The 21,172-nt window shown below is 62.0% G+C and carries 10 protein-coding genes and 1 pseudogene; 2 read left to right on the top strand and 9 right to left on the bottom strand.

What is annotated here, in order from left to right:
- Positions 1 to 32: 32 nt before the first annotated feature.
- From I2I01_RS18250 to pbpC, 4 genes are all read right to left on the bottom strand, one after another.
- The gene (locus I2I01_RS18250; RefSeq protein WP_196287939.1) at positions 33 to 3,254 is read right to left on the bottom strand and encodes an efflux RND transporter permease subunit; all 3,222 of its coding nucleotides are present in this window, start codon (positions 3,252 to 3,254) and stop codon (positions 33 to 35) included.
- A gap of 203 nt (positions 3,255 to 3,457) precedes the next feature.
- Positions 3,458 to 4,594, bottom strand: a complete 1,137-nt coding sequence (locus tag I2I01_RS18245; RefSeq protein ID WP_196287938.1) for an efflux RND transporter periplasmic adaptor subunit — start codon at positions 4,592 to 4,594, stop codon at positions 3,458 to 3,460.
- A 143-nt stretch (positions 4,595 to 4,737) separates the two neighbouring features.
- Positions 4,738 to 6,093 (bottom strand): TolC family protein, encoded by a 1,356-nt coding sequence (locus I2I01_RS18240; protein WP_196287937.1) that lies wholly within the window; start codon positions 6,091 to 6,093, stop codon positions 4,738 to 4,740.
- A 203-nt stretch (positions 6,094 to 6,296) separates the two neighbouring features.
- Positions 6,297 to 8,588, bottom strand: coding sequence for a penicillin-binding protein 1C (gene pbpC / locus I2I01_RS18235; protein WP_211538027.1), 2,292 nt, complete (start codon positions 8,586 to 8,588; stop codon positions 6,297 to 6,299).
- Between the two features lie 456 nt (positions 8,589 to 9,044).
- Here pbpC and I2I01_RS18230 point away from each other — a divergent pair, with 456 nt between their 5' ends.
- The gene (locus I2I01_RS18230) at positions 9,045 to 9,677 is read left to right on the top strand and encodes a hypothetical protein (protein ID WP_196287935.1); all 633 of its coding nucleotides are present in this window, start codon (positions 9,045 to 9,047) and stop codon (positions 9,675 to 9,677) included.
- 238 nt (positions 9,678 to 9,915) lie between these two features.
- Here the strand turns inward: I2I01_RS18230 and I2I01_RS23690 are convergent, their stop codons facing one another.
- Together I2I01_RS23690 and I2I01_RS23685 are read right to left on the bottom strand one after the other, a co-directional pair.
- Positions 9,916 to 10,092 carry an alpha-2-macroglobulin family protein gene (locus I2I01_RS23690; RefSeq protein WP_394369284.1) on the bottom strand — a complete coding sequence of 59 codons (177 nt, stop codon included), beginning with the start codon at positions 10,090 to 10,092 and terminating at the stop codon, positions 9,916 to 9,918.
- Between the two features lie 65 nt (positions 10,093 to 10,157).
- Positions 10,158 to 10,325, bottom strand: a pseudogene (locus tag I2I01_RS23685) (hypothetical protein); the annotation flags it as partial.
- A gap of 649 nt (positions 10,326 to 10,974) precedes the next feature.
- Here I2I01_RS23685 and I2I01_RS18220 point away from each other — a divergent pair.
- Positions 10,975 to 13,710 carry a S8/S53 family peptidase gene (locus I2I01_RS18220; protein WP_196287933.1) on the top strand — a complete coding sequence of 912 codons (2,736 nt, stop codon included), beginning with the start codon at positions 10,975 to 10,977 and terminating at the stop codon, positions 13,708 to 13,710.
- A gap of 93 nt (positions 13,711 to 13,803) precedes the next feature.
- Here the strand turns inward: I2I01_RS18220 and I2I01_RS18215 are convergent, their stop codons facing one another.
- The 3 genes from I2I01_RS18215 to I2I01_RS18205 all read right to left on the bottom strand — a co-directional run bounded on the left by I2I01_RS18215 (position 13,804) and on the right by I2I01_RS18205 (position 21,149).
- On the bottom strand, positions 13,804 to 14,604 hold the full coding sequence (locus I2I01_RS18215) for a Vgb family protein (protein ID WP_196287932.1): 801 nt from the start codon (positions 14,602 to 14,604) through the stop codon (positions 13,804 to 13,806).
- A 40-nt stretch (positions 14,605 to 14,644) separates the two neighbouring features.
- The gene (bla, locus tag I2I01_RS18210; protein WP_211538026.1) at positions 14,645 to 15,466 is read right to left on the bottom strand and encodes a class A beta-lactamase; all 822 of its coding nucleotides are present in this window, start codon (positions 15,464 to 15,466) and stop codon (positions 14,645 to 14,647) included.
- Between the two features lie 100 nt (positions 15,467 to 15,566).
- The gene (locus I2I01_RS18205) at positions 15,567 to 21,149 is read right to left on the bottom strand and encodes an alpha-2-macroglobulin family protein (protein ID WP_196287930.1); all 5,583 of its coding nucleotides are present in this window, start codon (positions 21,147 to 21,149) and stop codon (positions 15,567 to 15,569) included.
- Between the last annotated feature and the right edge of the window lie 23 nt (positions 21,150 to 21,172).

Below are 21,172 nucleotides of genomic sequence, written 5' to 3'. Positions count from 1 at the left end.
GGTCGCCCCTTCGTTTCATTAAGGTGTTGCCTTTATGCAGGACTTGGCGCGGGCGCGGGGCCTTTCTCTTCCTTGTGGCCGCCGTGCTCCTCGTCGGGCTTGTAGTTCTTCTCCAGCTCGGCCAGCTTCTCTTTGCCATAGGCGAAGCGGGTGATGATGACGTAGAGTACCGGCACGATGAAAATGGCCAGCGACGTGGCCGCCAGCATGCCGCCGAGCACCGTCCAGCCCAGGGTTTGGCGGGCCAGGGAGCCGGCGCCGGACGCGAACGTGAGCGGCGCAATGCCCAGGATGAAGGCCAGCGAGGTCATGATGATGGGGCGCAGGCGCAGGCGCACGGCTTCGAGCGTGGCCTCCACCAGTGGCATACCTTTATCAACCCGCTCCTTGGCGAATTCGATAATCAGAATGGCGTTTTTGGCTGACAAGCCAATCAGCGTAATCATGCCAATTTGGGCGTACACGTTGTTGGTGAGCTTGGGCAGGAAAAACAGCGCCAGAATGGCCCCGAAGATGCCCACCGGCACCGCCAGCAGCACCGAGAACGGCACCGACCAGCTTTCATACAGCGCGGCCAGGAACAGGAACACGAAGGCGATGGAAAGCGCGAAAATGTAAATGGTCTGGCCGCTGGCTAGCAGTTCCTCGCGGCTCAGGCCTGAAAATTCGTAGCCGTAGCCCTGCGGCAATGATTTCGCGGCCTCGTCCTGCAGGGCCTTGATGGCATCGCCCGAGCTGTAGCCGGGGGCGGGGTTGCCGTTGATTTCGGCCGAACGGAACAGGTTGTAGTGCGAGATGAGGGGCGCGCTTTCGGTGCGCTTGTAGCTCGTCACGCTACTCAGGGGCACCATGGTGCCGGCCGAGTTGCGCACGTAGTACTGGCCAATGTTCGAGATGTCGCCGCGGTAGCTGCTGTCGGCCTGGGCCAGCACGCGGAAGTTGCGGCCGTAGAGCGTGAAGTCATTCACGTAGGCCGAGCCGAGGTAGGTGCGCAGGGCGGTGGCGATGTCCGAAATGCTCACGCCCAGCTTCTTGGCCTTTTCGCGGTCAATCGTGAGCTGGTAGCCCGGCGTGTTAGCCGTGAAGAACGAGAAGCCGCTGGCTATTTCGGGCCGCTTGCGAATGGCGCCGAGGAAGCCCTGCAGGTTGGCATCGAAGGTTTTCACGTCGCCACCCTGGCTTTCGCGCTCCTGCAGCACGAAGGAGAAACCGCCGGTATTGCCCAGGCCGGGGATGGCGGGCGGCGAAATCACCACCGTGGTGGCCTCTTTGAACTTGGCCATGCGCTGCTGCACAGTGGCGATGAGGCCCTGCAGGCGCAGCTCCGTTTCCTTGCGGTCTTCCCAGGGCTGCAACTGGCAGAAGATGGTGCCGGAGTTCGATTTCGAGGAGAAGTTCACGGCGTTCAAACCACCGAGAGCGGCGTAGTGCGCTATGCCTTTTACCTGCGAAAGCTCTTTCATCATCTCCTGCAAGGTGGCCACGGTGCTGGCCGTGCTGGAGGCCTCGGGCAGGTTGAAGGTGATGATGATGCGGCCTTCGTCTTCGGTGGGAAGGAAGCCGCTGGGCTTGTTTTTGAACAGCAAAGCGGCGCCGGCTACGATGCACACCAGCACTACCACCACCAGCCGCGAATGCTTGATGCTGCTGGCCACACCGTTGCCGTACTTATCCGTGACGCGGCCAAACCAATTGTTGAACTTGAAGAAGAACTTGTCCAGGCCCTTCGAGTTTTCGTCGCGCTTAGTAGGCTTGAGCAGCAGCACACACAGCGCCGGCGTGAGCGACAAGGCCACGAAGGCCGAAATCAGCACCGAAATGGCAATGGTGACGGCAAACTGCTGGTAGAGCCGCCCCGTGATGCCCGGAATGAAGCCCACCGGCACAAACACCGCCGCCAGAATAAGCGCAATGGCAATAACCGGGGCCGAAATCTCGCGCATGGCTTCGAGCGTGGCATCCAGCACGTTCAGGTTACGCTCGTTCATGTTGTGCTCCACGGCCTCCACCACCACAATGGCGTCATCGACCACAATGCCAATGGCCAGCACGAAGCCAAAGAGCGTGAGGGTGTTAATAGTAAATCCCAGCGGGATAAAGAACATGAACGTGCCCACAATAGACACCGGAATGGCCAGCACCGGAATGAGCGTGGAGCGCCAGCTTTGCAGAAACAAAAACACCACCACCACTACCAGCGCCAGGGCTTCGAGCAGCGTATGCACTACCTCGTTGATGGACACCTTCACCACGCTGGCGGCCTCGAAGGGAATGACGTAGCTCAGGTCGGAGGGGAACTGCTTTTTGAGTTGCTCCATAGTGTTTTTCACGTTCTCGAAGGTTTCGAGGGCGTTGGCGCCGGGGGCCTGATACACCAGCAGGTAGGCGGCGCGCTTGCCGTCCACGTAGGAGTTGTTGCCGTAGTTGAACTTGCCCAGCTCCATGCGGGCCACGTCCTTGAGGTACACGATGCCGCCGTCCTGGTCGGGCCGCGTTTTCACGATGATGTCGCCGAACTGCTCGGTAGTGGCCAGGCGGCCCTGTACCTGCACGATGTACTCAAACGTCTGGCCCATCTGCTGGGGCGGGGCGCCAATGGAGCCGGCCGCAATCTGGGCGTTCTGCTCCTGAATGGCTGCCAGCACATCGTTGGCCGTGATGCCGAGCTGCGAGAGCTTGTCGGGCTTCAGCCAGAGGCGCATGGAGAAGTCGTCGGCTCGGCTCACGATGTCGCCCACGCCCTTGGTGCGCAGCAGGGCGTCCTTGATGTAGACGTTGGCGTAGTTGTCGAGGAAGGTAGCGTTGTGCGTGCCCTTGGGGGCAAACATGGCCACCAGCATCAGGATACTGGGGTTGCGCTTGCGCACCGTGAGGCCGAGGCGCTGCACTTCCTGCGGCAGGGTGGGCAGGGCAATGCCCACCCGGTTCTGCACGTCGAGGGCGGCGATGTTGATGTCGGTGCCGACTTCAAAGTTCACCGTCATGCTCATCTGGCCGTTGCTGGTGCTGTTGCTTTGCAGGTAGGTCATGCCGGGCGTGCCGTTCACCTGCACCTCCACGGGCGTGGCCACGGTCTGTTCCACGGTCTGGGCATCGGCGCCGGTGTAGGTGCCGCTCACCGACACCGTGGGCGGCGTGATTTCGGGGTACTGCCCAATGGGCAGCTTCAGCAGGGCCAGCAAACCCACCATCACGATGACCAGCGAGCTGACAATGGCCGTGACGGGCCGGCGTATAAAGGTTTCTGCTATCATTTGCTATAGCTGTTAGCGGCAGGCGGGTAGCCGTTGGCTTTTAGGATTCAATGGGTATAAAGTCCGTCATGCAGAATGTAGCGAAGCATCTCGCATGCTTCCACTAACTCAATCGTTCTGCGGTTTTGATTACTGCCGCACGCGAGATGCTTCAGCTGCGCTCAGCATGACGTTCTGGTATTTGCGAGATTCACCGTTCCCGCTTACTTCCCCGGCGCGGCCGGCGGAGCCTTGGGCACTTCGGTGGTAATCTTGCCGCCGTCGCGCAGCTTCTGCACGCCTTCGGTCACCACTTTGTCGCCGTCTTTCACGCCGTTCATCAGCACAATCTGGTCTTTCAGGCGCGGGCCGAGCGTCACTTTGCGCTGCTGGGCCGTGCTGCTGTCGGTGGCCACGTACACGAAGTTTTCGCCCATCTGCTCCACAATGGCTTTGAAGGGCACCACCAAGCGCTGGCCCGATTGGGTGTTCAGCACTTTCACCACGGCGCTCATGCCGTCCTTCAGCTCCCGCTTGGGGTTGGCAAACTCCACGCGCACCGTGATAGTACCGGTCTGGCTGTTCACGCCCCGGTCGATGGTGCGGATGCGGCCGGGCTGCGGGTAGGTCACGCCGCCGGGCAGCACCAGGCGCAGGGTCGAGTCGGCGCGCGAGGTCTTGGCGTTTTGCAGCGCAATGAAACGCTCAATGTCCGTCTGCGTCACCACAATGTCCACGCCCATCGGGTCCTCGCTCGAAATGGTGTTGAGCAGTGTGGTGCCCGCGCCCACCTGCGAACCCAGGCGCACCTCCGAGATGCCGATGCGGCCGGTGAAAGGCGCCGTCACCCGCGAAAAGCCCAGGTTGTTGCGGGCAATGTTGACGCTGGCTTGCGCGGCGGCCACCTGCGCGCGAGCGGTGGCCGCGGCGGTGTTGGCGTTGTCTACGAGCTGCCGGGCCACGGCGTCTTGCTGGGCCAGGCGCTGGTAGCGGCCAGCATTTACTTCGGCGTTGGCGGCGTTGGCCTGCACGCTGCGCAGGTCAGCCAGGGCTTGCTGATAGGCGGCCTGGTACTGGCGCTGGTCGATTTCATAGAGCAGCTTGCCCTTGGGCACCACGTCGCCTTCCTTAAAATACACCCCGGTCACGAAGCCGGTGGCCTGCGAGCGCAGCTCCACGGTATTCAGCGCCACCACGGTAGCCGGGTATTCGTCGTAGTAAACCGCCTCGGTGGTATGCGCGGCCACCAGCGTGACCGGCGTGGGCGGTGGGGCCGCGTTTTTCTTCTGCTCGTCTTCTTTCTTACCGCACGAAGCCAGGGCCAGCAGGCTCAGGGAATAGGCCAGGTATTTCTTGTTCATCATCATAGCTTAGGCTTCCTTAGGCTGTCATGCAGAGCGCAGCGAAGCATCTCGCTCGAAGCAGTAACTCATTAACTGATTGCGTTGCGCACGCGAGATGCTTCGCTGCGCTCTGCATGACGTTCTCGGAACTTTGGAATTCTTTAATAATCGGTCGGCAACGAGCCCAGCGCGCGTTGCAGCTCCACCTTGCTGCCCAGTACCTGAAACAGCGACGTGTAGTAGTTGAGCTGGGCCGTACGCAGCGTGGTTTGGGCCACTAGCAGGTCGATATAGGCCTTGATGCCCTCGCGGTACTGCAAATCGACCACCGTGTACACCTGCCGGGCCAGGTCGAGGTTGCGCTTGCCCACGAGGTAGTCGTTGAAATTGCTCTTGTAGGAAGCCAGGGCCGACGCGTATTCAGTGGTAATCTGATTGCGGGTGCTGTTGATGTCCTCGTCAATGCGGTTGTCCTGCAGGCGGGCGCGCCGCAAATTCTGGGTGCGCCGGAAGCCCGTGAAAATGGGCAGCGCTGCCTGTAAGCCGGCGTAGGAGTTGGGGAAGCGCTGGGCGTAGAGGTTGCCAAACTCGTTGTTCTGGTACACCGCGTTGTAGTTGCCAAACGCGCCGATGGACGGCAGGAAGCCCAGCCGGTAGTAGTCGATGGTGAGCCGCTGCAGCGACTTCTGGGTCAGGAGCTGCTGGTACTCCAAGCGGCTGGACACGTTCAGGCCGGTGGTGGTGTCGAACACCGCTTCGGTTTCCAGCTTCAGCGTGTCATACTGCAAGGCCAGCGGGCGCTCGGCCGGCAGGCCCATGAGCTGCTGCAGGTAGGCCGTTTTGGCCTTGATGCTTTCCTGGGCCTGCTTGCGGCCGGCCAGCGAATTGTTCAGCGAAATCTCGGCCTGCAGGTAATCGGTTTTGTCCACGATGCCGGCGTCGTAGCGCGCCTTGGCATCCTGGTAGTTGCGGCGCAGCCGGGTGATGTCCTCATTGAAAACATCGAGCTGGCGCTGCGAGAGCAGCACGTCGTAAAACGCCTTGCTCACGTCCGACACCACATTGATGCGGGTGTTGGCCGTGTTCTGCCGGGCAGCCTGCCGCGAGAAGCGGGCGCCGCGTGAGGCCAGATTTACCTCATTGTTGTAGATGACCTGCGTGCCTGCCAGCCCAATGGTGGAAGTGTTGCGGACACCAATCTGGCGCGGCTCATTCAGGCCCGTAGCCGGATTGGGAAAAAAGGTGGTCGGCAGCTCAAAATAGTGCTGGCCCGACGCCGTGAGGCCCAACTGCGGCAGCCAGGCCGCGCGCGCAATGCGAATGTCGGCCTCGGTGGTTTCCTCGTCAATGCGGGCCTGCCGCACCACGGGCTGGTTCACCAGCGCGTAGTTCAGGCACTGGGCAAGCGTCAGGGTGCTAGTGGGTGGAGGAGGGGCAACAGGTTGGGCAAAAGCGAAATAAGGAACAAATAATAGTAATCGAAACAGCGGTTTTAACGCCAGTTGTGTTTGTTTCATAGATAGATATGCAGAGGCAGCTCATCCTTTGCGCATTAGCACCCGCGCGCTTGGCCCCATCAGAAGCTGCTTAAACCAAGATTCGTTAACCCCTTTTAAAGTGAAAGGTTTTGGACGGTTAGCAGCTGCGCACTATTTATCTATCAACACCGAGATGTTGCCTATCAACAGCCGGATGTTATCTATTAATAATGGTGTGGACCTTATAACTCGGCCACCTGCAATTGGATGTCCACGTTACGGCCGTGGTCGTCGGCGCAGGAAATCTTCACCGTGCCGCTGGGCGGGCGGAAAAACACCCGTTCCGTAGCCGCCGCTGCCCGCAGGAACCGGTCGTTCACGTACCAATACACCTGGCGCACCTCGCTGCCCGCCGCGCAGCTGAGCAGCATCTGCTGCTTGTCGTGGCGGTCGAGCACGTACTCGGCGTGGTCGAGGGGCGAGGTGATGGCTAGGGCGGTGCCCGCGCCGTCGTCGGCGCGCACCAGGCGGCAGGTGGGGTTGTGCGGAGGCAGGCGCGAAGAAGGCAGGCCCTGCGCTTCGCGGAAGGCCAGCACCTCGGGCAGTAGGTTCGGGAAAAGCTGCCGCCGAAACCCGGTCGCGGGCACGCAGGCCCGGCAGTAGGCCACCGCGCCATCGGCCGAAACCAGCGCTTCTTTCTGATGCTCGCAGCGGCGGGCCGAGGACGTGCCCGGCAGGTAGTAATCGATGAGCTGATTGGGGCAGTGCTCGCCGGGAACCAGGCCGGTTTCGGCACACACCAGCCGGAAGTCGAGCGTGGCCGGCGGCACGGCCCAGCGGTTGGGCGAGTTGTAAGCCAGGGCGTTGAACAAGTCAAAAAGCAGGGGCGAGGCCACGTCGGCCCCAGTCAGGGCCGGGCTGCCCTGGCCATTGAAGTTGCCCACCCACACCCCAATGGTGTAATCCTGGTTATAGCCGATGCTCCAGGCGTCGCGCCGGCCGTAGCTGGTGCCGGTTTTCCAGGCAATTTTGGGCAGGTGGCGGCTGTTTTGGTAGCCCATCGGCAGGTCGGGCCGGGTGCGCTGGGCCAGGATGTCGGTGATAAGGAAAGCGGCAGCGGGGGAGGTCAACGAGGTGTTCGTGGCCGGCGACTTATCCTTGGTTGGCTTGGGCCCTTGGTTAAGCACTAGGCTCGGTGGGGCGTACCGCCCGCCATCCGCCAGCGCCGCGTAGAGGCCCGTTAGCTCCTCCAAAGTGGCGCCGCAGCCGCCCAGGATGGTACTTAGCCCCAGGCGCGGTGCCACTTTTGCCACGCTCCTGAAGCCAGCCGCACGCAGCTTATCCGTGAACGCGGGCACGCCCACCTCGGCCAGCACGCGCACCGCCGGGATATTGAGCGAGTAAGTAAGGGCGCGCTCCACCGTCACTTCGCCGGCGCAGCTTTTGTCGAAATTCTCGGGCCGGAAGCCGCTGAAGTTGGTGGGCACGTCGGGCAGCTTCAGCTTGGGCGTGACGATGCCCTTATCAACGGCCAGGGCGTAGAGAAAGGGCTTGAGCGTGCTTCCCGGCGAGCGCACGGCCCGCACCCCATCTACCTGCCCGGCGCTGGCCGCGTCCCCGAAATCAGCCGAGCCCACGTAGGCCTCTACGGCACGGGTGCGGTTGTTGAGCACCAGCACGGCGGCCTGCGAAATGCCTAGCTCGCGCAGGCGGCGCACGTAGTTGCGGGTCAGGTCCTCGGCCTTGGCCTGGGGGCTGCGGCGCAGGGTGGAACGGATAATAGGCTGGCCCGGATACTGGGTAACCAAGCGCCGCGCCAGGTGCGGGGCCAGCGTGGGCGCCGCGTGGCGCTGCACCTCCAACGGCTCGTTGATGGCATCCTCAATGTCCTGGTCCGGAAACAGGCGTTGGCTCTGAAACTGCCGCAGCCAGCGGTTGCGCTCGGCCAGAATGAGGGCGTTGTTCTTGCCCAGCACCAGCACACGCGGCTGGTTCGGTATAATGGCCAGCGTCACCGTCTGGGCGAGGGAGAGGTAGTCGGGCGGCTGCTGGAAATACAACAGCGCGGCCGACTTCACCCCCTCGATGTTGCCGCCGTAGGGCACCAGGTTGAGGTAGAGCTGCAGGATTTCGGCCTTGCTGTAGTGAACTTCCAGCTGCACGGCGCGCAGCATTTCCTTGAGCTTGTTGCCAAAGGTCCGCTCCTTGGGCTCCAGCAGGCGGGCCACCTGCATGGTGATGGTGCTGGCCCCGGTGGTACGCCCGGTTCTGAACAGGTTACGGCCGGCGGCCTGCACGATGGCCACCGGATTCACCCCAAAATGGTAGCGGAAATACCGGTCCTCTTTGTTGATGATGGCCTGCTGCAAGGCGGGCGTGATTTCGGTCAGCTCGGTTTTCATGCGCCATTTCTGCGTGGGGTTCAGAAAGGCGTGGAGCACGCTGCCGTCGGCGGCCAGTACGATGGGGGAGTAGCGCGGCGTGGATGGGAGGGGGAAAAGGCGGTCGAGGGCCAGGAGCAACAGGGTAACCATGAGCACGCCCATTCCCAATCGCAAAAGCCTCCATCTGTTCATAGGCTAAAGATATCGAGCGTCATTTGGCTAACCGGCTTAAGCAGCTCACTGGATATGGGGCGCCGCTCAGCAGGAAATTTAGCGATACCAATCCTGCCCCTGTTATAGTAGCCAATGGATAGGCAGGTACCATGACGCCAAACGGCCCAGCTAAGCTGAGCAAAGAGGACTGCCTTTGAGTGCGTAGCAAACGTCTCCAAAAACAACTTGTCAAAAGAACAGAAAAAAAATGAAAATATTTTGTCAATGCTAAAAGCCAATTCTGCGCAGCTAGAGCGCTTCTTAATTGGATTAGTTATATAATTTATACGAATAGAAAAAATATTTTGATGAAATCTTTTTTAATTGAACAAAGCATATAATCTTTGTATCACTCAACAAAAGCAAACTTAAACAAATCAAAATCCCATTCTCATGAAAGCTTTCAACTACTTCTCTACTGCTGCCATCCTTGCTGGCTCCCTGCTCTTCGCTACCGGTTGCGAAAAGGCTTCCGTAGCCCCCGAACTAGCTGCACCTTCTACTTCGCAGAATGGTGTTGTGAAGGACCGTGCCATCGAGACCCGTGTCACCGGCACATTCAATGACAACGGAGTAGAAAAGCCATTCGTTGCAACGCTGCGCGTTGAGCACTTCGAAGGCGACAACACCTCCCAGCTGGTTCGGGCTATCTGCAGCCTCCAGCAGGTTGCTGGGGGCTTAAAAAAGGCTGATTCAGACATTCTAGAGGCTGGGAATGTATTGGCCACTGAAGCGCAGTATCAAGGCAAGTCTACTTTTAACATTGTTCGTACGGACCCGAATAATCGTACCGCGACCGGGCTGACCATTATTGTTGGCGGCAGCGCGTATATCGGAGCTGGTAAAATGGTTTACATAGACCCGGTTTCGGTTGTGATTGACAGCAACGTGCGTGGCTACAACCAAATGATTGCAAACGGCACTTTGGCCGCAGTTGCAAATTGGTATGATGCTACCGACCATACGGATTTGGTGGGTCTGGGAACGCTGCTTGACAATGTAGCTGATTATGCTGGCCGTTTTTAGGAGTCAGTAGAGTTAAAATATCTTCAGTAAAAAAGGCCCATGCACATATCAATGTGTATGGGCCTTTTTACGCTAGACTGAGTTGTGAATTTGCACGCCAAACTGACGGGTATATTACTTCCCTGCGCATATTCAGCCGGTGTCAACGAATGCGCGTTTCGTTGCTAAATCAGCTGCGGATGCATGAAGGAATAGGGAAGCTTAACCGCCTCTTGCGAGAGTAATTTGTCCCTGCCAGTTATCGCACACGCACCACGCCGGCCCCATTGTAGCTGTGGTACTCCGCGTTGTACATCGCATCCGCATTCACCGGCCCCAACTTAAACGTTCCTTTCGAAACCGCCCGGCACAAATAGTAGAAATGCTGCGGCGTGCTAGTAGCGGTGGCGAACAGATTAATCCGGTCGTCGCGCACATCCGAGTAATCGGGCTGGGGCGCATCCTTCGCCCAATCTGCTCGCGCAATGCGCCGATGCTTGGGTGCTCGATTTCGAGGCCGGCGGGCAGCAGGTCGGTCACGGCTGCGTTCTTGATGACGCCAGCGGCTTCGCTGGCTTCCAGGGTTAGCTTCACCACCACCAAGTCGTTCTGGCGGAAGGTGGGGGTGCCGAGCGGGGCGCCGTCGCGGGTCAGGAACTGGCGGCGCACTTTCAGGTAGGCGTCTTCCTCACGCCCCTGGCCGCTGGCCAAGATGTCCTCGGTTTCCCAGAAATAGTAGAGGCTGCCTTTGCCTACGCTGCGGATGCTCAGGCTGCGGCTTCAGGGCGTAACTGGCAATGAGCGCCCGGTTCGGGAAAGGCTGCCGGATTTGGCCTGCTAGGGGCCGGTTGGTTTTGCCATGCCTTGGTTGCGAGGGCAGCTTCGTCTCCTGCCGGGAAAACGGCGCCGTCCGGTTCGCCTGCCGCTGGTGTATTCAAGAATGGTAGTGCAGCGAGCTTCACCGCCACGGAGCTATTTGCTTTAAGTGTTCAGAAAGCGCACCAATTATCCAATTGAAAACAGTTAAAATGTAAAATGATAATTTCAGTGCTTGGCCTTTTTTACTATGGTTATCATATTTTATACTGTTGAAAGCGAATGATAATTAAGTAAAAAGGCTTTTTTAATAGAAAATTAATTTTTTCATGTGAATCCGATGAAAGTTGATGGACGTAGGTTGGGCACGGCGTAAAAGCGGCGTTGATTACCAAAGGCCTTTGGAGTTAACGCTTGTCACTGGTCGGCGAATTGCAGCCGCCGGATTTTGTGGCCCGCCGTGCCTCTCACCCCATTTCCATCTATTATTCTAAACATCTACATGAAAAACAAATTTTTTGCTACCCTCCTGGTGGTGGGCCTCGCTTCGGGCGCCTCGTTCGGACAAGCCACGGTAGACCCCGCTCTGCGGACGGCTTTTGCCACCAGCCCCACCGCCCAGGTTATCGTAACTTTCAACGGCAGCGGCGCCCCCAGCTTGTTGCAAACCGGCCTGCTGCGGCAGCTGGGCATCCTCAACGGCGTTACCCTGCAGGCCCTGCCCATTGCCGGGGTGCTGGCCACCCAGGCGCAGGTAGACGCCCTGGCCCGCAACCCGCAGGTGCGCTCCATCTACGTCAACAAGCGGCTGGACTATTACAACTACGACGACACCAACCTGACCGGGGTGCGCCGCCTGCGCACCGACGCCCAAGTCACGGCCCGCAACGGCGGCACGCCGGTATCGGGCCGCGGCGTGGGGGTGCTGGTGAACGACAGCGGCGTTGACGGCACCAACACCGACATTCAATTCGGCTCGCACCTGGTGCAAAACACCCTGGGCTCCACCAACCTCAACTCGCTGAGCTCGTTGCTGCCCGTGACCTATGTGGAAGGCGTGCCGAACACCGACAACAACTCGGGCCACGGCACGCACTGCGCTGGCATCATCGGCGGCAACGGCGCCCACTCAGGCGGCAAGTACGAGGGCGTGGCCCCGGGCGCCTCGCTGCTGGGCTACGGCTCGGGCGGCGCCCTGCTGGTGCTCGACGCGCTGGGTGGCTTCGACTACGCCCTCACGCACCAGTTCCAATACAACATCCGCGTTATCAGCAACTCGTTTGGCTCCAGCGGCGCTTTCGACCCCAACGACCCGCTGAACGTGGCCTCGAAGCGCGCCTACGACCGGGGCATGGTGGTGGTGTTTGCCGCCGGCAACTCCGGCCCCGGTGCCGACACGCACAACCCCTACGCCGTGGCTCCCTGGACGATTTCGGTGGCCGCCGGCGACCGGTTCGGCCTGCTGGCCGACTTCTCCTCGCGCGGCGTGAAAGGCCAGCAGGGCACCTTCGTGGTGGACGGCCAAACCTGGACTTACAAGAACGAACCCGTGATTACGGCCCCCGGCGTAGACGTGGTGTCGACCCGCGCCGTTGGACCGGTATCGACCCTGGGCGCCCAAACCGACGCGGCCGTGCTGCAACCCGGCGAGCTGCCTTTCTACACGGTGATGAGCGGCACGTCGATGGCCACGCCGCACGTGGCGGGCATCGTGGCTCTGCTGCTCGAAGCCAAGCCTTCGCTGTCGCCGGCTCAGGTGAAAGACCTGCTGACGAAAACGGCTTCCAACATGCCCGGCCATGAGTCGTGGGAAGTGGGCGCCGGCTACGTAAACGCCTACGCCGCCGTCGACGCCGCCTTCCGCGGGTCGGCCTTCGGCAGCACCGTGAACTCGCAGCGTACCTTCAACAGCAGCGTGAACTCGCAGGCCACCGAAACGCCCTTCACCATAAACTTCAACCCCGCCACCACGGCCACCAACCAGATTACGTTCCAGGTGGCGCCCGGCGTGAACAGCCTCGAAGCCAAGTTCAACTCGCCCGGCGTGATGGGCCAGACCGGCAACCTGACCAACCTGATTGTGCTCGACCCCAATGGCGTGCAGTACCGCTCGGGCATTCCGGTGGAGTTTGCCCTGACGCCTGACCGCAGCATTGCCGTGGCCTCGCCCATCCCCGGCACTTGGACGCTGAAAGTGGAAGGCCTGCAAGGCGTGGCCCTGCCCGAAACCATCAGCGGCAAAATCACGCAGCAAACGCCGGCCGGCACCACCAACCTGAACGACATCGCCGGCGACCCCGCCGAGGCCGCCATCAAAATGGCCGTGACCAACCGCCTCGTCGATGGCCTTCCCAACGGATTCAAGCCCAGCCAGCCCCTCACACGCCTGCAGCTGGCCAACTACCTGCTCATGGGCCAGGGCATCCGCCAGTACCTGCCCACCGATGGTTCGCGCACCTTCACCGACGTGTCTTCGGTGAATGACATCCTACTCACCGAGTCGGTGGCCGCCCGCGGCGCCGGCCTGCGCGACCGGTTCTACCAGTTCAATGGCGTGATGCTGCCCACCGCGGCCGGTACCTTCTCGCCCAACGCCAACGTGAGCCGCGCCTCGCTGGCTTACTCACTGGTGCAGGGTCTCGGCTTCCAGCAGCAGGCCCAGGCCCGCAACGGCAAGCCCGTGACGGTGAACGTGAACGGCACGGCGGTGCCGCTGGATGACGCCGCCCAGATTCCGGCCGGCCTGGAAGGCTACGTGAGCATTGCCGTTGAACTGAACCTCATCAACGCCTACTACTCCATCACGCAGGGCCCCTACGACCTGCAGCCCACGGTGCACGCCACCTTCAAGCCGAACCAGAACGTGAGCCGCGGCGAGTTTGCCGTCATCGTGACGCGCACCTTCCCGCAGTTTAACGCCCAAACGCAGCCCGCCGCGGCCCGCAACAGCGGTGTGGCTACCTCCACAGCCCCGGAACTGGCGCTGCAAGAGGTGTCGGCCTTCCCGAACCCATTCTCGGGCAGCACCACCATCAGCTACTCGCTAACCCAGGAAGGCCCCGTGAGCGTGGAGGTGTTCAACACCCTGGGCGCCAAAGTGCAGACCCTGGTGGTGGGTAACGAGGCCGCTGGCCTGCACCAGGTGAAATTCGACGCCGGCAAGCTGGCCCGCGGCACTTACCTCTTCAAAGTGAAAACCGGCGAGACGGTATCGACCAAGCGCCTCGTGGTGCAGTAAGCACTGGCGCAACTGCCTGCAACAAAAAGGCCTGCTCCGTTTGGGGCAGGCCTTTTTTGTGGTGAAGCTGAAAAGCTGCGGTGCTTCATCGGGCTATTTTGTCAGGGTGGCTGTGAGGTGCCGGGCGCGAGCTTGGGTGCCGGTATATTCCAGCACCCAGAACGAGCCGTCTGGGGCTTGGGTAATGCCGGTGGGCTGCCAGGGCTCAGGCGAGCGGAAGAGCGTGCTCACCTTGCCATCGGCAGCCACGCGCAGGTAGCGGTGGCCTTCCAGGTCAGCTACGTATACGTTGCCGCGCGCATCGGGCCATATGCCCATCAGCGCATGCCGGCCATTGCTGGGTGCCAGGTTGCGGGCCACCACGCGCACCCTGCCCTGCGACGCTATGCGCAGCAGCTGCCCGCCAGAGGCGACGTAGACGCTGTTGTCGGGGGCTACCGCCAATTGGTTTACGATATAGGGAAATGCGTAGTCGGGAGCCAAACGGCGCAACTGCCCGCCGGGTGTGCGCTGGTACACCTGGTTGTTTTGGCCCTCCACATGGTGCAAAAAATAAGTAGCGCCATTGGCGTCGCGCGGAATGCCATAGTCCTCGCGGAAGCCATCTGTCCAGGGCCTCACGTCGCTGATGCGGCCGGCTGGGCTGCGCTTCCAGAGGCGGTGCCTCCACTTGCCGTTTTCGTAGCGGCTGTCTTCGCCATACAGGTTGCCAGCCTGGTCGAAGGCCAGCTCGTGGGTGTGCACGTGGGCCACGGCAATGGTTTTGTGGCCGGCGGCATCGAGGCGCCACACGTTCTCTAAATCGGTGTAGTACACATTGCCCTGCCGGTCGAGCACGATGCCCCAGCCGGGGTGGGCCTGGGCTGTAGCGGCCGCTAGTACGAAAAGAGGCAAAGCAAACAGCCGGTGTAAGGTACGCCTCCGCATGGGTGTCTTAGGGTTTTGTTGAGTTGCTCCAGTACCGGTAGGCGACCTGTGCGGCTTGCGCAATGACGTCTTCGCGCACTGCTTCCGATGCTTTGGAATCGGCTATGAAAACGGACATGGCCAAGTGGCGGCCGTTGGGCAGCGTGATAAGCCCAACGTCGTTGGTAGCGCGGGTGAGGCCATCGTGCGTGCCCGAGGCGCCGGTTTTGTGGGCCACCACCGTGCCAGCGGGCAACCGGCCTTTCAGCCGTTTCTGCCCGCGCGGGGTGCTGGTGAGGTAGCCCAGCAGCAAGGCGCGGTTGGCGGGCTGCAGGGTGCGGCCTTTATGCAGCACCACCAATAACTGATTCATGCCGACGGGAGTAGCCCAGTTCCGGTATTGAGCTAGCTCATCCTGGGCCATGCCGCCTTCGGTGGTGGCCACTACCACTTGCGTCAGGCCGAGGGTGCGCAGGTAGCGCGTCACGGCTGCGGGGCCACCCAAGAGGCTCAGTAGCTTGTCGCAGGCCGAGTTATCGCTCTCGGTCACCATGTAACGGATGAGTTCTTGCAGCGTCAATTCTATTCCCTGGGGGTGCTGGTCGTGCAGCGGGCTGTGGCCGCCGCGCATGTCAGCCGGCATCAGGCGCACCGGCTGAGACCACCGAAAACGCCCTTGCTCCACTTCGTGAATGACAGCCAGCGCAATGGGCAGCTTAAACACGCTTTGCATTGGAAAACGCTCGGCGCCAGCTAAGGACACGGTTTCGCCGGTTTCGACCAAAGTAGCTGCCACGCCTACCCGGCCGACGGCAGGCACAGCCAGCTTGGCAAATTGCGAAGCCAACACAGTTCTTGCGCTTGGTTGAGCTTGAGCTGGACCGGTTTGAAACAGCGCCGCAAGCAGCAGTAGGTGAGGAAGAAATAGCATCAAAAATCAGGAATTAGACCTACCGCACCCGCACCACCCCAGCCCCATTGTAGCTGTGATACTCGGCATTGTACATGGCATCAGCATTCACCGGCCCCAGCTTGAACGTGCCTTTTGACACGGCGCGGCAGAGGTAGTAGAAGTGCTGTGGCGTGCCCGTAGCGGTGGCGAAGAGGTTAATCCGGTCGTCGCGCACGTCCAGATAATCCGGCATGCTGGCGTCCTTGGCCCAGCTCAGCTCGCGCAGGGGGCCGATGCGCGGGTTTTCAATCTCCAACCCAGCTGGCAACAGGTCGGTCACGGCCACGTTCTTGATGACCCCGGCGGCTTCGCCGGCTTCTAGGGTTAGCTTGACTACCACCAGGTCGTTCTGGCGGAAAGTGGGCGTGCCCAGCGGGGCGCCGTCGCGGGTGAGGAACTGGCGGCGCACTTTCAGGTAGGAATCTTCCTCGCGTACCTGGCCGCTGGCCGAGATGCCCTCGGTTTCCCAGAAGTAGTAGAGGCTGCCCTTGCCGGCGCTGCGGATGCTCAGGTTGCGGTTGGCCACGTTGCGCAGGGTCAGGTCTTTGCCGGTGAAGGTGCCGGCCGGCTTGCCGTCGAGGAAGAGGCTGGCGGTGGCGGTGCTGCGGGCGTTCTGGCGGGCGATTTTGCCCAGGGCCAGCAGGGCGAATGCGCGCTCCTGGGTGTTGAGCCAATACGCCTCCTTTAGCTGGCGGCTGAGCTGGCGGGCCAGGGCTGGCACCTGCGGGTGGTTGGGGTCGGTGCTGACGAGGGCGTTGAGAATCAGCCCCTCGTCGCGGATGGGCGAGTAGAACGAGCCGTCGAGGGCGCGGCGGGTGGGCCGCTCGCTGCCGAAGCGGGTGGGCAGCAGCTCGCGGTAGGCGCGTTGGTTGCCGAGCAGGCTTTGGGTGCAGGCCAGCAGCACCTTGGAGTCTTCGGTGAGCAGGGGGCGGTTGGCGCGGTAGTAGTTCAGGGCCACGGGGTCTTGGCGGCCGGCCAGGGCCAGCACGTAGAGCGAGTATGCGATTTCGCGGCTGGCGATGGTGCGCTGGCGGGCGATGTTGCTGGCGTCGAAGTACTGGTAGGGCTCGGTTTCGCGCTTTTTGAGGCGGAAGGCCAGGTATTTCAGCACCTTGTCGAGCACAGATTTATTCACCGCGAAGCCGGCCTGCTGGGCTTCCTGCAGGAAGTGGGCGGCGTAGGCGGTGGCCCACCAGTTGTCGTAGTCGCCGCCCGGCCAGTAGCTCAGGCTGCCGTTGTAGAGCTGCATGCTCTCCAGCTTGCGGATGGCTTCCTGCACGTGGAAGTTGGGGTTGTAGCGCTGGGCCTTGGCGGCGGCCCCGGTTTTCTGCTGCAGGGTGGCGGCCAAATCGGCGTAGTAGAGCTGCGGGAAGGCGGCCGACACGGTTTGCTCCAGGCAGCCGTAGGGGTATTGCAGCAGGTAGCGCAGGTCCTTGCTGAACTCGGTGAGCGGCGAACGGCTCACCACCAGCCGGCTGGTGAGCGAGGCGGGTAGGAAATCGGTTTTCAGGTTGAGCGGAAGCGTGGTGCCGCCGGCCAGCACGCCGCTGCCGGTGCGCTTTTCGAGCGAGGCGGCGGGGCGCACGGGCATTTCAACGGTTTCAATAAACTTGCTAGGCGGAGCAGCATTGCGGGATTTGAAAGAGCCATTGACTTCCGTGGATAACCGTGCTTCGCCGATATGACCCGCCGCTACTCTGAAAACTATTCGCTGTTCCGTATTTGGCGCAATAGTCACCCGACGCGCGTTTAGCTCGTTCTCATAATTGCCAACGCTGTTTTTAGGGTCAATATCTGCTTCTGTTTGAATCCTAATCAAAGGGTCTTTCGAGGGACGAATAGAAGTAGAGATTCTGACGCTTCCACTAAATAAGTCCTTCGTCGTATTCGTCAGCGTCACCGGCACGTCAATCGTGTCGCCCGGGCTCATGAACCGCGGCAGCGCCGTCGAAATCACCACCGGGTCGGCCACCTTCATCGTGGCTTCGGCCGAGCTGAAGGCATCGTCCTTGTAGGCCACGGCCATGATGCGTAGCGCCCCGCTGAACTGCGGCACGCGCACCCGGTAGCGCACCTTGCCGTCGCCGTCGGCGGTGAGCACCCCGCTCCATTTCGACACCAGCTTCACGCGGCGGTTGGGCACGGGGTTGGTGCGGCGGCGCAGGTCGGCGGCGTCGCCGCCGCTGCTGCTCGTGCCCAGCTCCGGCAAGATGAACGGGTACACGTCGAAGGCCGCCACTTCGAGGGCGCGCTTCTGGTAGAAGTAGGCGTGCGGGTCGGGCGTCTGGTAGTTGTTGCGCTGCAAAATGCCCTCGTCCACCACGGCCAGCGTGACCTGGGCGCGCGGGGCGGTGCTGATTTCCACGGTTTGCCAGGTTTGGGAGCGGCTGGCGGCCGGCGCGGCCAGGGCCAGCGGCAGGCGCGAATCGGCCTTTTCCACCGTGAGGGGCAGGAAGCCGCGGGCCACGGTGAGGGGCAGGTGGTCGCGGCCGTCGAGGGCGCGCACGGCCGTGGCCGTCACGTACACGTTGGGCACGTGCTCGCCCTTGATGGGCACCTTCACCTCGGCCGCCTTGCCGTCGGTGCTCACGTAGAAGTGGTCGAGCACGTTGGCCCGCTCCACCGTGACGAGGATGCGGCCGGCGAAGGGCGCTTTCAGCAGCAGGCGGGCGGTTTCGCCGGGGTTGTACTTGGGCTTGTCGGCCTCAATGGTGACGGCGCCCTCGTTGTTCACCTCGAAGGAGTTGGCCTGCGTGTCGCCGTAGCCGTAGGCGTAAAATTGCTGCGTGACGTAGGTGGCGGCGCCCGGCCGGCTCACCCGCACCTCGTATTCGCCCGAGTACACGGGCGTGAACGAGAAGCTGGTTTCGGCCCCCACCGGGCGGGTTTGGCTCAGAATGGTTTGCTCGCGGCGCTGCGACTGGTACACGTAGCGGCCGCCCTGGCGCTCCAGCACCGTTTCCCAGAGCTTGCGCACCACCTTGATTTCGGCCGGCGCCGTGGTGGGGCGGCCGGTCGGCGTGAGGGCCAGCAGCTTCACCGTGAGGGCCTGCCGGGTGCTGATGAGGTCGGGCAGGTTGCCGATGCCGAACATGGCGGCCTGCGTCTGCACATCGAAGGTGGCGAGGCGGTTCACGGGCCGGCCGGTTTCGTCGAACACCGTGGCGAAGGCCACGCCTTCGAGCGTGCCCAGGTCGCGGTAGTCGGGCACGGTGTAGGTGGCGGTGCCGCGGCCGGCAGCGTCGGTGGCGCCCTCGCGCACGGTTTTCTCGAAGCGCGCGGTGAGGGCGCTTTCGCTGCTTTCCTCGCCGTCTTCGTAGGTGCGGCGTTTCTCGCCGCTGTTGATGGTGAAGCTGTAGTTGGGGTAGTTCTTGGGCGCGAAGGTCTTCTGCTTCAGTGAGAATTCGACCTCAAACTTGCGGTCGGCCGCCGGTGGGCCAAACAGGTTTACGGCCGCGATGGTGGCCGTCACGTCCTGCCCGGGCCGGAGCATGGCGGGGGCAGCCGTCACGGTCACCTTCAGGCGGTCGGGGATGAATTCTTCCACGCTCACGGGGCGCGAGGTCAGCAGCACGTCGTTGCCGGTCAGCACCTCCAGCGTGTAGAGGCCGGTCATCACAGTAGGTGGCAGAATGAAACTGCTCTCGAAGCTGCCCGCTGCGCTCAGCTTCTGGCGCAGGCTGCTGTACTCTTTGCCGCTGGGCAGCAGCAGGCGGATTTTCACGGGCAGGCCGGTGGGCGGCGTCTTCCAGTCCTCGGTGCGGATGACGGCGTTGGTCCGCACCGTGTCACCGGGCCGGTACAGGTTGCGGTCGCCGTACAGAAACGCCTGGTAGTGCGCTGCGTTCGAGGTCAGCCCGCCCACCTCGTAGCGCGAGGTTTCTACTCGGCTTTTGGTCAAATCCAGGAAGGAAAAGTCGGCTTCCTTCGTGGCCGTGGCCATGCCCAGCGTAAACCGCTTCATGCTGGCCGCCGAGTCGAACTGCGCCACGCCCGATTTGTCGGTCGTCGTACTGCCAATCACCTGATTATTCGAGCTCACGAGGTTCACCGTCACGCCCGCCATCGGCTCGGCCGAGCGAATGGAGTTGGCGAAAACCACCGTGCCGCCCGTGGCGCCCTGCTTCACAATCAGGCCGATGTCCGTGACGGCCACCAGCTTGCTCACTTGCAACCACTGGCGCTCGGTGTCCTGCACGCGCACCACGTACAGCCCCTTCATCGGCCCCTGGAACTCCAGCGCCTTCAGGTCGAGGTTGAGCAGGCGCATACCGTCGGCCTTGGGCAGCCCGTCCACCGAGATGGTGCGCTCCGACAGCACGTTGCCGATGTTTTCGGTGTCATAATATTGAAAGCTGCGGTCGATGTAGTCGCCGTTCTCGTCGGTGTTCGATTCGCGAGGCTCGTCCTCGTCGTATTCGGGGTAGCCGTACTGCTTCTCGCCGCGCAGCAATTGCTGAATGTTGTTGGCGTACACCTTGGCAATGGTCACCTTCACCTTGGCCACCTGGTTGATGCGCAAGCCCAGGTTGCGGGCGCCCAGCGCGTCGAGGTACATAGCCTTATCGGAGCTGGTGAAGGTGAGGCTCGGCCGCTCATCCCCAAACGACACGGCCTGGCTGAATGCTTCGCCCAAACTGCCGCCTAGCACGCCCCGCGTGCCGGCCGCCAGCGAAATCTGGTAGGTTTTGCCCACCTCGAAGCCGCCGCGCAGGGCCAGCCCGCTTTCCAGCGCCTCCACCGAAAAGGCCACCGCCGGCTTCACCGTGAGGTAGGGCTGCACGTCGGCCACCCGCACGGGCTGGTTGAGCAGCACCGTTACCACCGGCTGCCCGTTCAGCAGCGAGCCCGTCAGCTCGCGCACTTCCAGCGTGCTTTGGTCGGGAATCTCGGCCTGGGCCGATAGGGTTTTATCGGTGGGTTTGGTGCCGGCCGCCGGGCGCAGACCGGGCGCGATGTCAATCTGCACGGGCGTGCCCGGCTGCACGTCCTGCATGAACGTGACAGCCACTAAATCATCCGGCTCGGCCGAGTTGACTTCCACCGCCACCGGCTTGCCGCCCTGCGTCACCTTCAGCCGCGCCTTCACATCGGCAGGCCGCACCGGGTAGTTAAAAACTAGGTTGGCGCGCAATTCCGCCGTGCCCGCCGCCCGCTTCGAGCTGCCGTAGAACACCTGCGGCGCGGCCATGCGCAGGTAGGGCGTGTGGAATTTGGGGCGGTTCAGAGCCAGCTTCTGCTTGTCGCTGGGCAGGGCTTCGGGCCGCAGCGAGGCCGAGAAAACCGTGCTGGGCCGGAAGGGCTCCAGCGGCGAGAAGGTCAGCTCCCGGTCGCCGGTCCACTTGAACTTGCCGCGAATGTTGGGTGAGAACGTGACGTAGCGCGTGGTGTCCCAGCGGTTCTGCTTGTCCTCGTCCACCACCTTCTCATCGAAGGTGAACACGAGGTTGGAATACGGGTCGATTTCGTCGCCGTCGGTCTGGGCCGTTTCGGCGGCTTGCTCCTGGGCTGTTTTTTTTGAGCACGAGGCAGCCGCCAGCAGCACAAGCAGCAGGGGCAAAAAGCGGTAACGGGCCAGCATGGGAGAGGGGGTGTGGGGAAAGC

It is taken from the genome of Hymenobacter properus (genome assembly GCF_015694735.1).
Classification (GTDB): domain Bacteria; phylum Bacteroidota; class Bacteroidia; order Cytophagales; family Hymenobacteraceae; genus Hymenobacter; species Hymenobacter properus.
The sequence above is the reverse complement of the archived record's forward strand: the minus strand, read 5'-3'. Positions and strand labels throughout refer to the sequence as shown.